Source organism: Zhihengliuella salsuginis (assembly GCF_014651715.1).
Lineage (GTDB): Bacteria > Actinomycetota > Actinomycetes > Actinomycetales > Micrococcaceae > Zhihengliuella > Zhihengliuella salsuginis.
This window is the reverse complement of record NZ_BMXK01000006.1, coordinates 68,904-80,930: the sequence shown is the minus strand read 5'-3', so window position 1 is coordinate 80,930 and position 12,027 is coordinate 68,904. Positions and strand designations below refer to the sequence as shown.

The window sequence follows — 12,027 nt, the reverse complement described above, 5'->3', positions numbered from 1 at the left end:
AAGAAGGGCGGAGGTCAGCCCCGACGCAGGTCCGCGAGCGCCGTCCGGTAACGCGCGAGCGCGCGGCGCTGCACGTCCGTCTCCCCTGCATAGAGCACCCCGTACGCGAACGCCTCCTCGCCGTCGGCACGCGCGGCGTCCGCGGCGGCGCACACGAGCTCCTGGAAAGCGGCGCTGTCGCCGTACTCGCCCAGCGCGTCCTGCACCGCCTCGGCCCGCGTGCGCAGGCTCCGCCGCGCTCCCCCGAGGTGCGCGCCCGGTACGGCCTCCAGAACGCCGATCGTGTAGCGCAGGATCTTGGCCTGCTTGCGCACCTCGTGCAGCGCGGCGTTGTGGTCATCGGCTCCGGCGGCCGCCTCCGCCGCGCGCAGGACGCGCCGCAGCTGGCGGTCCACCGCCTTCCGCAGGGGCTTCTTCGCCGGCGCATCGTTCGCGGCATCGAGCGGCGGATCCGCCGCGAAGGTGGCCGCGGCGTCGAGCATCCGGCGGTGCCCGTCCGACTCCAGGCGGTGCCGGGTCGCGGCAGCGGCGCCGTCGCGCTCGGCCTGCAGCACGGAGCGCAACCGCACGACGACGTCGGCCGGCACCGCCGCGCCACCGCTCCCCGGGGCCCTGGCCGCCAGGAGTTCGAGCCCGGCCTCGGCGTCGCGGGTGGCGGAGAGCCCGCGGCCGAGGTTGCGCAGGTGGGCCTCGAGCGCTGTGGTCGTGCCGGGTTCGAACAGGTGGCGCGTGGCTTTGAGGAGACCGCGGAGGGTTCGCTCGGCGATGCGGAGCTGGTGCACGGCGTCGGGCTCGGCGCCGCGGGCGCGGACGTCCCACGCGCGCAGCTCGTCCGCAGCCCGGCCGAGGGCCGCGGAGAGCACCGGCCGAAGACCGCCGTCGGTTCCCATGGGCCAATTCTCCGCGCGGTCGATCCGGCTGGCTACCCTTGCTTCAGACGCATATACGCACTCATCTGGTTCGACGTCGGCAGCCACCCACTAAGAAAGAGGCTCCGACACAGCCGTGCCGGAGCCCCTCTTAGCAGCTATTTACCCCTTGGTCTTGCGAGGGTCATTCGCCGGACTGACCGTGTGCTTGTCACGAATCTCGCCCTTCCGGTCATGGATGGAAATTTCCCCACCCTGACGACGCTGCAGCGAATCCCGCATGTCGTTGTAGGCCTGAGCTTGCGTGTCCGCCCGGAAAGAGGCACGGGAGTTGCCCTGAATCTTGCCTACCCATTGGTCGCCGTCGCGATAGACATCTGCGTTCTGAGCCAACTTAGGCTCCTTTCCTCAAAGTTAGAAAAGTTTCGAAGACTGGTGGCCCACCACGTGGGCCACCAGCCCGAGGGATCCCCCGTGAAGCTGCGGGGTACGCCTCGCCAATGCCCGGTATACCTACCGGCGAACCGGGCGGACCCGGATCGTGCGGCGGATACGGATGCGGATGCGTCCTGCCACTGCAGTCTCCTCTCCGGGCACCGAGGGCGACGACTCACTGTGGCGACCAAAACTGGACATCCATACAGTTCGCTTCTAACCTGAAGACACTTTCCGCCTAGGAAAATGACAACAGCGAGCAGTCGGGCCCCGAGCCCTCTTGTTGTTGCGCCCGAGGACGTAGACGTTGCATCGTCTGCGTCCTTTTGCGTGCCGAGTGGTCTCGACACTTACGAGCCTACATCTAGTAGGCCACACAATCGCCACCCCCAAGATCTTGTCTTACAAGTATGTCATTACCACCTACCTTCGCCCACAGGACCTGTGGATATCTTTGAACCCTCCAAGTCCGAGAACATGGTGATGGGAATCTTCTGTCCACATCCTGTGCACTCCGGACTCACAACCTTAATCTCCGGCGTGTCACCATTCATCGGCGTGTCGAAGGTCCCAAGAATGGCTCCCCACTCATAGTCGATCGAAACCAACTGCCGCGGCGATGCGCTCGACCACGTCGTCCGGGTCCTCGTGCGCCCAGAAGCGCAGGACGGTCCAGCCGGCGGCCTCGAGGAGAGCGGTGGTCTCGGCGTCGCGGGCGGCGTTGGCGTCGAGCTTGGGCTCCCAGTAGTCGGCGTTCCGCTTCGGGTGGGTGCCATGGTCGGGGCAGCGGTGCCAGAAGCACCCGTCGATGAACACGGCGATGCGCCGCCGGGTGAACACGACGTCGGCCCGGCGCCGCAGCCCCTTCACGGGCGGGTAGTCCACGCGGTAGCGGAACCCGAGGGCGTGCAACCGGCGCCGGACCGCCAGCTCGATCGACGTGTCCCGGCGCTTGTTGCCCAGCATCGACCGCCGCGTCCCCGCGTCCGACGCCCACGACTCCGCCCGCTTCATGCGTTCATTGTCGACGGACGGCAATGCGTTGCCAACCGCCAGCTGCACTGGAGCGCGCACGACGACGGCGGCCGGGCAGGTGCGTGGCCCACCCGGCCGACATCGAGGTTGTGGCTATCGAGCGCCGCGGTTCAGCAGGGCTTCCAGGACTGGCCGCCCGGGGCGTAGCAGCGGGGTCCCGTGTAGCCGGGGTATGCGCCGCCTCCTGAGGAGGTGTCCGGCTTGGGCTGTGGCTGGGGCGCCGGCGCAGGTGCGGGCGCCGGCTGCTGGCGCTCCCTCTCGCGGCGCTCGGCTTCGGCAGCAGCTGCCGCTTCTGCAGCTTGCCGCGCTTCCTCGGCCTGCCGGGCCTCTTCAGCCTTGCGAGCCTCTTCGGCTTTGCGGGCCTCTTCGGCTTTGCGCTTCTCCTCAGCGATGCGCTTTTCCTCGGCGATGCGCTTCTCTTCGGCGATACGCTCCTCTTCGGCGATCCGGGCTTCTTCCACCGCCTTCAATTCGCTCTGAATCTCGCGCAGCGCGTCCTGGCGGCTCATCACGGCGGATTCTGCAGCCGCGACCTTGGTGGTGTAAGCGGTCAGGGCCGCCCCACTGAACACCTTGGACACCGCATGCTCCGACATGCGCAGTGCTTTGCGGACGGCGGTTCCGACAGTTTTCACCGTCGCGACCGTTGCGGCCGCGCCCGTGACCGCCGTGGCAGCTGCGGCAAGACTCGTCGGGTCCTCGGCAGGAAGCTCGTCGGCCAGCTGCTCCATCTGTCCCAGCTGGCCAGGCAACGTGCACCCGATGGCCGGATCGTAAAGTCCCGTGCCTGCTGCCTCAGCGGACTGCTGGGCTTCGAGGACTTCGTCGTAGAAGCGGTCGTTGGGCTCGTACAACACGGCGACGCCGAGGCCCGCGGCTGCGATGTCCGCGTTCACCAGGGAGTCCTCGAGGTAGACGCCGGCCAATGTGCGCCCGTACCTGTCGGTCTTCTCGACGTCGTAGTGCAGCGTGACTTCGGCGCCTTCCGTGAGCAACTCCTCCAGGTAGTTGCTGGCTTCTGGTCCGAGGCACTGAACGGCCTTCTCCGGGTGCTTCGTCTCCGGCGTATCGACGTTCAACAGCCGCACGCGTTCTTCGCGTCCTTCGACCACCGCGTCGAACGTATCGCCGTCGATGACGCGGACGACCGTGGCGACGTCAGCACCGCCGCTCACCGCCGTTGCGATGCCGACGGACGCCACGGCAACGGTGACTGCCGTGGCAGCACCGATCGTGAACTTGCTGGCCGTGGACGCAGCAGCCCATTTAGTCCCCATCCAGGACATGTTTCCCCCAACTATTTATTTGTTGGCACCACCGGCACATGACCGGAGTTGCGAGTGATAGGACCCATCCTATTGATAGGGCCGAACAAAATAGAGGTGAGGCCCCGCAAATGTCGCTCCCGGACGCATTCCCACTACGCGGCCTTGAACATAGACTCGGCCGCAGGCAGACAGGACGCTCACCGGGGAGGCTGATCGAATGGACTGGGAGACGATCGCGGACATTGCGACGACGGTCGGCACCTTCGTCGCCCTGGCCGGTGTCATCACGTCGGTCATCATCAACATTCGGTCCGAGCGAGCGGCGGCCATGAGGGCCGAGGCCGCGGCAAGGCTGGCCGACGCAAACTCACGGCGGGCCGTCGAGGCGCTCGAGCGCATTGCCGACCGTATCCCAGGCGGCACCAACGGCCTGAGCGTCGCCGCCGAGCCACCTGTCCCCCGCGCCGCGTGGGCTATGCGGCACCAGGAGGGCGATCTGTACGTTCTGGAGAACGTCGGCGACGCCACGGCCCATCAGACTTCAATCGCCTCGGCACCCGGCGCGAACCTCCGGTTCGAACCGCCGGCGGTCACCGACGTCGAGCCCGGCGGATCTGTGACATTCCGGGCCGCACAACGGCTCACCACGTCGGACAGCACCCTCACCGTGTCCTGGCAGGAAAACGGCGAGGCACGGCAGTGGAAGTACCCGCTTCCGCCGAGCTCGAGACCAGCCTGATCCCGTCGTCACCGTCAGGATTCAGCGGGGTTTTCCCCATCTCCGTCACGGCGCCCCTGAGGCGACCTCCGCTCCAGCCAGTCCACCACGGGCCGGAAAGCCAGCGAGGCCAGGGTTGCGACCACTCCGCCAACGACCGCAGCGAGCCACGGGGTCAGTACGACGTAGAAGAGCAGGCTCAATACCAGGAGCTCGACAAATAGCCCGAGCACGAAGAGGGCCTTGGGCCCCAGCCCCAGCGCACTACGGCGCAATCGTCGATTTACGAGATCCGAAACGATGACGAATGGGATGACACCACCAACAATGACCCAGCCGGCCATGGGGCGAACCGCCTCGCGGAAGTCACCCACGCCGGGGAGTAGGACAGCTGCCCACAGCCCGGCGAACCATGGCAAAGCAGCAAACGCCAGAACGGCGATGAAGAACGCGAGCAACCCGAGAATGTCCCACCAGCGGAGCTTGGACTGCCTCATTTCCGGCCTAGGCGCCAACGAATACAACAATCCAGTAAGCCATGCCATTTGCGACGTCGTAAGGTACCCCAACAGCCATCAGGCCCGCAGTGATGGTCCCTTCTTGGAAGTCGTCCCACTGCTCAATGAGATCAGCTGCTTTGTTTGCATGTGGCCGCCAGCTCTTGGGGAGCTTGTCCTGCCCATACCGCAAGGCCGCCACGAGACTCTTTTTAACGACGCTGCTGACGACGTTGTACGGCTGCGCGACGGACGCCGAGGTCGATGTCTTGCCTACGATCATGGATTCCGCAGCTCGAGCACCTGCCGTGTCACCAGCTTGCGCTGCGGACCGTGCGACATGCCGCCAAAATCCGTCACCTTGGCCAACCAACTGACCCGTGGAAACTGCACCGACATTTGGCCGGGCTTCAACAGTGACAGCACCAGCGCTTGCCGGAACAAGAACACTCGCAACCACGATGGAACTGGCGATGATCGTTGCACTTCTACGCATAACTTAGTCCAACTTCCCCTTCTCACGACAGCAGTGGTGAAACATAATAGCCTCGCGTATTCTATATAGACACTAGTCAACACGACTTGAGCGGTATCCGCAATCCGAACATACACAGACTGCATCAATTTGGGGGACATGGCCTGCCAGCCCAGGCTCCCGAAGGGCTCGTCAAGTGTGCGCCCGCGCAAAGTACAGGCTCCCGCGGTTGCCGCGCTGATCAGGTGACAACAGTCCTCACCTGTCGTGCCGGATTCTCCCCGATCGCGACAAATCGTAACCGCGCAACCACACCTCAAACCGGACGTGCTGTGCGAACTCGCGTTTTGGGACGCCGCAACTATCCCGACGCAGAGCTAGTTACGGCAACTGGCGCGAATGCCTGCACCAGCTGATCCACAATGCGGATGCGCCCTATTTGAGTGCAGGCCGCGAATTGCCGTTGTGCAGCTCAACCTGCCCCAACTCGTCCACGGCGTACACGTCGATGCCCAGCCGTTCACGAATGCGCGCCGGAACCCGGAGCGCGGCATTGACTGCTTCCTCGGGGACGATCACGGCGAAGCGTGCCTCGTCGAGATGCTCAGCCGGCATCCGTCGAAGCAGCTGGCCATAGAGGGTGTCGACGTCCAGCCCAAGAGCCGCCGTCCGCCCCTTGGCCTCCCCGAAGAGCAGTTGCCCCTTGGGTCCGGTGGCACGCACGTCGCAGTACTCGATCTCGTATTCCACCGACCAACCCTGTTCGGCCAGGTACTTGCCGAACGCTTCTACTACACGCTTCTCGTCGCCTCGCATGTCACGCCTCTTCCGTGGTGTTGGATTCCCTTTCCAGTGCGGTTTGCTCGTCTGGCTCTTCGTCCTTCGCGCGTCGGCGGAACGCCCGCTCGGCAAGTCCGCCGGAGATCTTGCCCGTCAGCGACTTCGCCTGGTCGAAGCGCTCGGTCCCGAAACGACGAACGGATTCGGCACCCTCAACCCCCGTCTCCAGCACTTTGTCGCGGGCTTCACCGGCGGCCTCCAACCATCGCTTTGCTTCCAGGGCCTCCCGGTTGTGGTCAACGCCGAGGACTCCGTGAAACTCGACGACGGCGGTCGAGACGTGGTTGCTCGAGCGCACCACGGACTGGGAGGCCGTCGGGGAGAACAACACTTTCGCGTTGGCCGTCCCGGCCGCCACATCCATCCGGCCCATCAACCGCTCCGTGCTTTGCGAGATAAGTTCGATCCGGTTCTGCCGGGCGACCTTCACCCCGAGGCGGTGCTGGTCGAGCTCCTCTGGAGTCGAGTCCAGAACGCGATCAAGTTCCAGCACGGCGATCGCTTCCTGCAGTTGGAAGCAGCGCGCGAGAACAGCGAGCCACTCTTGAACCTTCTCTTCGGCCTCCCGAGTGGCCTCGGCGAGGTCGCCCATCTTCTTCTTGCTCTCCAGTTTGCCCGCCAAAGCGTCGAGCTGGCGCAGCGAGTAGGCCTGGGTGCGCGCGATCGTTCCTGAGGTGGCCTGCACCTTGGACCAGGTGACTTCGGAGACCCGGCCCGTGTGTTCGCGGACAGTCATCGCCTCGTCGATGGTCAGGTCGACACCGATCATGTCGGCGAGTACGGCGTCCTTCTGGGCGCGGAGCAGGTCGTCGACTTTCTCGTCGATCACCGCCAAGTAGTCGGTGATCTCGTCCATGGTCTGCTGCATCGCCACTTGCGCCATGATGCCCGCGGCCCCTGTAAGCAGTGCCGGATTCGTCAGAAAGGGTCCAGCACTCGATCCAAGCTTGGCCGTCTTCGAGAACTCGAGAATCCCCTTGATCTTTCCTTTGTCGGTCACCACAGCTCGACTGAACTCCGACGCCGATCCCTTCATCGCGTCGTACTTCTTGAGCGCTTGTGCGGATTCCTGAGTCAGCTTCACCCAACGCCCGGAATTGGCAGCGATTCCGGAGCCGGCTTGAGTAGCTGCCGAAGCCGCGCTGAAGGTGGACCCGAGCCGCTGCAGACCAAGCTCTCTCGACGGCAATCCCTCAGAAGCTAGAAAGCGCTCCACAGACGAAGTCTCGCCAATGACCGCGACGCCATCACCGTCACTAATCAACTCGATCTCGTTGTCCATCGTCGTCTCCTTGACGTTCGAGCAGAAATTATCTGCGAATGAGCGGCCTCACCGATTGGCGTGGACGGGCTTCTGCCCGCTACTTCTTGGTCGTCGCATCCATCCAGAGCACGATGTCGAGCGTCCGCAGCAAGGAGAGCTGAGACTGCCCGGACTCGGCCCGCACGTTTGCAATCGCAGTCGTGAACTCGCGATTGCCGGAGAAAGCCTCACGCCAGACGATCCAATGGTCGCGGCTTTGGTGAGCTAGACCTGCCTGCTCGCGCACGACACTGTCGTAGATGGGAACCAGTGCCGGGCGCTTGCGCGCCATGAGCTTGCTCGTCTTCGTCTGGCCGACGCGGGACTGGCCACGGAGCAGCTTCCACAGCCGTGACGCGGGACTATTATCGTCACCCAGAAGCGCGTGGAATTGCTCGCCAGAGAGATTTTCGAACGCGAGGTCGCTCGGAAGCTCCTCGAGACAGGCGGATATGTCTGCCGACAGCTCACCGAGGATCGCCAACTTCGCGTGCACGGGAATGCTGACCGAGAGGAGCTCGACGGAGAGCAGGTCCTCGAGGGTCAGGACGTTCGGCTCCTGCAAGCCGCCGCCGGCGAAGGTCTCGAAGCGGGCGCCCAAATAACCGGTCCGGCTCTCATCCAGCGTTCCAAAGTACTTCTTGACCAGCCTGACAGCTCGACTGGTCTCTGTTTCCGTTTCCGCGCCAGCGAGCGCCAGAAATCGATCGATCAGAATCTGCGGATCATCCGCCATGTTTCCCCCTTGTTGGTATTTCCTCGACTCTACTCAACGGCGAGACGAGCCACGTTTTCGAAAGCTGTATCTAGCTGTTCAAGATATTGCGGAACGCCGGATTCGGCTTCGCCGTCGGCAAGACAGTCCGGACCCGCTCGAGTGCCTCCGCCGGCGTCGAACCGGTCACCATCGAGCCGTAGAGCGCCGCGACCGTTGGCGTTCGCGATTCCATGCGTACGCAGTGCAGCAGCACCCGCTTGCCGGCATCGCGGAAGTCCTTCACCGCAGCGGCAGCGTCGCGCAGCGTGAACTCGGCATAGAGGTTGTCCTCGCTGTCGGTGATCCACATTTCGGCGTGGTCCTGGGCCGAGGCGACGCGCGCCTGCTCGGACCCGACGCGGCACAGACTGACGACGGCGTCGTAGTCACCCGTGCGCAGCGCGCCCACCGGACCGAGGACGACGCCGTCGTCGTCCGGGTGCGCCACGTAGCTCTCTTCCTCAGCACCGCCCCATTCGTCATACGACTGGTGGGGCACAGCCGGCCAGACGCCGCTCCGGTCTGCCCGGTGCGCCAGGGCGTCAGCCAAGGTGATCAGGTCGCGACCGCGCAGGCCAGGCCACCCGTGGATCATGCGCAACCAGGCGCTCGGGATCGCAGAGATCCCGTAGGCGCCGCCGATGAGGGACCCGGCGATCGCAGCGACCGTGTCCGTGTCCAGGCCGCCGCGGACCGCCGCCTCGAGCGCGGCACGCAGGTGGCCCGGACCGTCGGCGCCGTCCGCCGTCGTCGCAATCGCGGACCAGGCTCCCTGGAACGCCTCGACGACCCAGCCGTTCTTCGAAAAGTCGCGGGGGCGGGACGCCTCGGCGGTCTCGATGCGCCCGGCCCAGACGGGGGCGCGGTCGGCTGCGAGCAGGCTCAGGCCGACCCGGACGTCGAGCTCGCCCGTCAGGACGGCGTGACGGATGGCGACGGTCCACAGTCCGCACGCTTCGCCGGCTTCGGGGTCGAAGTGGGTGAGCCCGCTGATCCGGACCGCGGCGTCGTAGGCCTCCTGCGGGGAACGGTCGAGGAAGGCGAGCGCGACCGGCGCGGTGCGCATGAGGCTGCCGTTTCCGCCGGAGCGGCCCGTCGCTAGGTGCACTGCGCTGGCGGCGGCGACCGCGTCAGCAGCGGTGAGCTGCTCGCGGCCGTCCGCGGCGGCGGTGCGTGCCGCGCGGCCGAATACGTTGCGGGTCTGGCTTCCGACGTCGGCTGCGGTCTTGGCCCAGTCTGCCCAGTCGCGGACCATGGCGTCACACGCGGCGTCGGTCGCCTCGCCTCCGGCGGCCGCGAGGGCCCGGGCGACGACGACGGCCATGGAGGTGTCGTCGGTCCACTCCCCCGGTGCGAAGTCGCCAAGGCCGCCGCCGATCATGTTGACCGGTGTACCGTCGGCCATGGGCGGATCGAACTCGTATCCGGCCCCGAGTGCGTCGCCGGTGGCCATGCCGGTCAGAACACCGGCGATGCGCGCGTTCTGCGCTGAACTGAATCTCATGTTTCCCCCATTTGATTGTTCTTGCTTGAGAATATGCCGAGCCACCCGCTTTTTGGGTGGCCGGCCGAATATTTCTCGCCGAGTTTTCAGGCCTCGAGGAGATTGAGCTGGTGCCGCGGGTTGGTCAGCAGCGCGTGGATCTCGTGGTCCATCCAGTCGAGCGAGGCGACCTCGGCCTTGTCCGTGCCTCCACAGCGCCGCATCCCGATGCCGGCCTGCTCCGCACCCTGGGCGCGGACCCCGGCGGCGAGTTCGAGGAAGCGCCGGGCCCGGTGCGACGGCGTCGCAATGGGCGCCTGCCCGGCCGAGTCGAAGACCGCGGCCGCGACGATCGACTGGAACTGCCGCCGGAGCGCGATCGGCCGGTCGAACACCTCGGCGAACACGGGGTGCCCGGCGATGCCGACCATCACGCCGATCTGGCCGGGAAAGGGCTTCAGCGCGGCGGCCATCTCGGCGGCCTCCGGCTGGACCCGCTCGTCGTAGGCCAGGTAGGAGCCCGCCGGCGACGCCCCGTGCCGCGTTCCGACCTCGGCGACCCGGGACCACACGGCCTCCTGCCGGCGCGGGCCCGCCCCGTGGCCGGTCCCCGCGCTGCGCAGCCCCGAGCGGATGCGGGATCCGGCCCGGAGGCCGGAGGACCGGTGCGTCCCGTTCCCGCCCCAGCGCCCCTGCTCCACGCAGACGACGTCGACCTCGGTCCGCTCCAGCGCGGGAACCAGCACGGTCTCGGCGACCATGCGGTCCTGCTGCCCGCCGGCGAGCAGTTCGCCCGCGACCAGCAGCAGCGGCTGCCGGCCCGTGTTGCTGACGACCAGCCTGTCCACCCGGGCGCCGTCCGGCAGCTCGGAGACGGCGACGTCGTCGGTCAGCGTCGAGTACGCCGGGCCGGCCTGGCCCTCGCCCCAGATCGGGAACAGTGTCAGTGCGCCGCGGGTGGTTCCCCGGCCGATGTGCAGTGAGTCGATCATGGCGTTCCGCCTTCCGTTCGGACCGGTGCGCCGGCCGCTCTCCATCCCCCAACGAGCTGGAGTTGTCATTTCGACAATCACAACTATCCACCCATGTTTTGTAGTTGTCAAGAAGACAACTAGAGTCGGGGTGTGAGCACTTCCGAGCCGACCTACCAGAGCAAGCACCCGCCCTTCGCCGTCACCGTGGACCTCGTGGTCCTCGCCCTGCGGCCCGTCGAGTCGGCGGACCGCGCCGGCCGGCTCGGCCTCGACGTCGTGCTGATCGAACGCGGCGAGGCCCCGCACCTGGGCGCCCTGGCCCTGCCCGGCGGCTTCGTCCACGTGGACGAGGACCTGGAGGCGGCCGCCTACCGCGAGCTCGAGGAGGAGACCGGCCTGCGCCCCAGCGACGTCCGCCTCGCGCAGCTGGGCGCCTACGGCTCCCCCGGCCGCGACCCGCGCATGCGGACCGTCTCCGTCGCGTGGCTCGCGTTCGGGCGCGTGGACCGCACCCCGCACGCCGGGTCGGACGCCCGCGCCGCGCACTGGCTCCCGGCGGACCGCCTGCCGGCGGATCTCGCGTTCGATCACGCCAAGATCCTGCACGACGCCGTCGCCCAGGCCCGCACGCAGGTCCAGGACGTGCGGGTGGCGGCCTCGTTCCTGCCGCCGGTCTTCACGCTCAGCCAGCTGCGCCGGGTCTACGAAGCGGTGTGGGGGCTGGAGCTGGACGCCCCGAACTTCCAGCGGCGCATCCTCGCACTCACCGGCGGGGCGGCGGGGGATCAGCGGCCGCTGCTGCGGACCGAGGCGGACGGCATCGTGGATACGACGACGTCGCGCCGCTCCAAACACGTGCTGAAGCTGAACCCGCGGGCGCACGATCTGCCAACGCAGTCCTGCCGGTTCGACCTCCCGCGCTGACCCGAGTCCGGGCTCGTATCCAGATGGATTCGTGCTAGCCAATTCGCCGCGGAATGCACCGCCGAGATTTGTGTAGATTCCAGGCCCGGCAGTCGTTCCTCATTTGCGGGTGACCGCCCGTAGAGTTCGATCATCAACAGCGCCGGCATCCGGTCGGCGACGAGAAATTGAATTGCATGCTCCAAGGGGTGGCCGACTCCGTCGCATAGGAGCGGTTCATCACCCTCCGTCCAAACTTGGCTTACTTGCATGGTGGGGGCTCACTATAAACAAAGCGAGCGCGCACCGCATCGTCTCCAAAAGCGGCTACATGGTAGTGCTCACCAGCCAGTTCTACGCCGATTACAATCGAGACGGCGAGCAGGTCACGGTCGCCGCCCCGCACGGCTCTGTGATCGCGACCTACGCCAAGCCGGCGGCACGCGCCGGCAGGCATGGCCCCACCGAGC

The 12,027-nt window shown here is 66.4% G+C and carries 13 protein-coding genes; 2 read left to right on the top strand and 11 right to left on the bottom strand.

Annotated features, from left to right (window positions below):
* Positions 1-14: 14 nt before the first annotated feature.
* From IE069_RS08100 to IE069_RS08085, 4 genes are all read right to left on the bottom strand, one after another.
* On the bottom strand, positions 15-890 hold the full coding sequence (locus tag IE069_RS08100; RefSeq protein ID WP_189349634.1) for a CHAD domain-containing protein: 876 nt from the start codon (positions 888-890) through the stop codon (positions 15-17).
* 141 nt (positions 891-1,031) lie between these two features.
* Positions 1,032-1,262 carry a DUF2188 domain-containing protein gene (locus IE069_RS08095; protein ID WP_189349633.1) on the bottom strand — a complete coding sequence of 77 codons (231 nt, stop codon included), beginning with the start codon at positions 1,260-1,262 and terminating at the stop codon, positions 1,032-1,034.
* A 630-nt stretch (positions 1,263-1,892) separates the two neighbouring features.
* Positions 1,893-2,318 (bottom strand): very short patch repair endonuclease, encoded by a 426-nt coding sequence (locus IE069_RS08090; protein ID WP_189349632.1) that lies wholly within the window; start codon positions 2,316-2,318, stop codon positions 1,893-1,895.
* A 131-nt stretch (positions 2,319-2,449) separates the two neighbouring features.
* On the bottom strand, positions 2,450-3,616 hold the full coding sequence (locus tag IE069_RS08085; protein ID WP_189349631.1) for a thermonuclease family protein: 1,167 nt from the start codon (positions 3,614-3,616) through the stop codon (positions 2,450-2,452).
* A gap of 208 nt (positions 3,617-3,824) precedes the next feature.
* On the opposite strand from IE069_RS08085, the gene IE069_RS08080 reads away from it, so the two are divergent.
* Positions 3,825-4,346, top strand: a complete 522-nt coding sequence (locus IE069_RS08080) for a hypothetical protein (protein WP_189349630.1) — start codon at positions 3,825-3,827, stop codon at positions 4,344-4,346.
* Between the two features lie 14 nt (positions 4,347-4,360).
* Here the strand turns inward: IE069_RS08080 and IE069_RS08075 are convergent, their stop codons facing one another.
* The 7 genes from IE069_RS08075 to IE069_RS08045 form a co-directional block, all read right to left on the bottom strand.
* Entirely contained in the window at positions 4,361-4,822 is a 462-nt protein-coding gene (locus IE069_RS08075) for a hypothetical protein (RefSeq protein ID WP_189349629.1), read from the bottom strand.
* Positions 4,823-4,829: 7 nt separating this feature from the next.
* Entirely contained in the window at positions 4,830-5,105 is a 276-nt protein-coding gene (locus IE069_RS08070; protein WP_189349628.1) for a hypothetical protein, read from the bottom strand.
* A 627-nt stretch (positions 5,106-5,732) separates the two neighbouring features.
* Positions 5,733-6,113, bottom strand: a complete 381-nt coding sequence (locus IE069_RS08065) for a hypothetical protein (protein WP_189349627.1) — start codon at positions 6,111-6,113, stop codon at positions 5,733-5,735.
* Position 6,114: 1 nt separating this feature from the next.
* Positions 6,115-7,419, bottom strand: coding sequence for a hypothetical protein (locus tag IE069_RS08060; protein ID WP_189349626.1), 1,305 nt, complete (start codon positions 7,417-7,419; stop codon positions 6,115-6,117).
* A gap of 79 nt (positions 7,420-7,498) precedes the next feature.
* Complete coding sequence (locus tag IE069_RS08055; protein WP_189349625.1) at positions 7,499-8,176, bottom strand: DUF6308 family protein; 678 nt, start codon at positions 8,174-8,176, stop codon at positions 7,499-7,501.
* A gap of 70 nt (positions 8,177-8,246) precedes the next feature.
* Positions 8,247-9,701: an ADP-ribosylglycohydrolase family protein gene (locus tag IE069_RS08050; RefSeq protein ID WP_189349624.1), complete on the bottom strand. Its 1,455-nt coding sequence runs from the start codon at positions 9,699-9,701 to the stop codon at positions 8,247-8,249.
* Between the two features lie 86 nt (positions 9,702-9,787).
* The gene (locus IE069_RS08045) at positions 9,788-10,672 is read right to left on the bottom strand and encodes an ARPP-1 family domain-containing protein (protein WP_189349623.1); all 885 of its coding nucleotides are present in this window, start codon (positions 10,670-10,672) and stop codon (positions 9,788-9,790) included.
* 132 nt (positions 10,673-10,804) lie between these two features.
* On the opposite strand from IE069_RS08045, the gene IE069_RS08040 reads away from it, so the two are divergent.
* Complete coding sequence (locus IE069_RS08040) at positions 10,805-11,578, top strand: NUDIX hydrolase (RefSeq protein ID WP_189349622.1); 774 nt, start codon at positions 10,805-10,807, stop codon at positions 11,576-11,578.
* The last annotated feature ends 449 nt before the right edge of the window (positions 11,579-12,027 follow it).

Coding starts and splice junctions, on each gene's coding strand:
- IE069_RS08100 (WP_189349634.1), bottom strand. CDS start 890: ATGGGAACCGACGGCGGTCTTCGGCCGGTGCTCTCCGCGGCCCTCGGC.
- IE069_RS08090 (WP_189349632.1), bottom strand. CDS start 2,318: ATGAAGCGGGCGGAGTCGTGGGCGTCGGACGCGGGGACGCGGCGGTCG.
- IE069_RS08085 (WP_189349631.1), bottom strand. CDS start 3,616: ATGGGGACTAAATGGGCTGCTGCGTCCACGGCCAGCAAGTTCACGATC.
- IE069_RS08080 (WP_189349630.1), top strand. CDS start 3,825: ATGGACTGGGAGACGATCGCGGACATTGCGACGACGGTCGGCACCTTC.
- IE069_RS08075 (WP_189349629.1), bottom strand. CDS start 4,822: ATGAGGCAGTCCAAGCTCCGCTGGTGGGACATTCTCGGGTTGCTCGCG.
- IE069_RS08070 (WP_189349628.1), bottom strand. CDS start 5,105: ATGATCGTAGGCAAGACATCGACCTCGGCGTCCGTCGCGCAGCCGTAC.
- IE069_RS08065 (WP_189349627.1), bottom strand. CDS start 6,113: ATGCGAGGCGACGAGAAGCGTGTAGTAGAAGCGTTCGGCAAGTACCTG.
- IE069_RS08060 (WP_189349626.1), bottom strand. CDS start 7,419: ATGGACAACGAGATCGAGTTGATTAGTGACGGTGATGGCGTCGCGGTC.
- IE069_RS08055 (WP_189349625.1), bottom strand. CDS start 8,176: ATGGCGGATGATCCGCAGATTCTGATCGATCGATTTCTGGCGCTCGCT.
- IE069_RS08050 (WP_189349624.1), bottom strand. CDS start 9,701: ATGAGATTCAGTTCAGCGCAGAACGCGCGCATCGCCGGTGTTCTGACC.
- IE069_RS08045 (WP_189349623.1), bottom strand. CDS start 10,672: ATGATCGACTCACTGCACATCGGCCGGGGAACCACCCGCGGCGCACTG.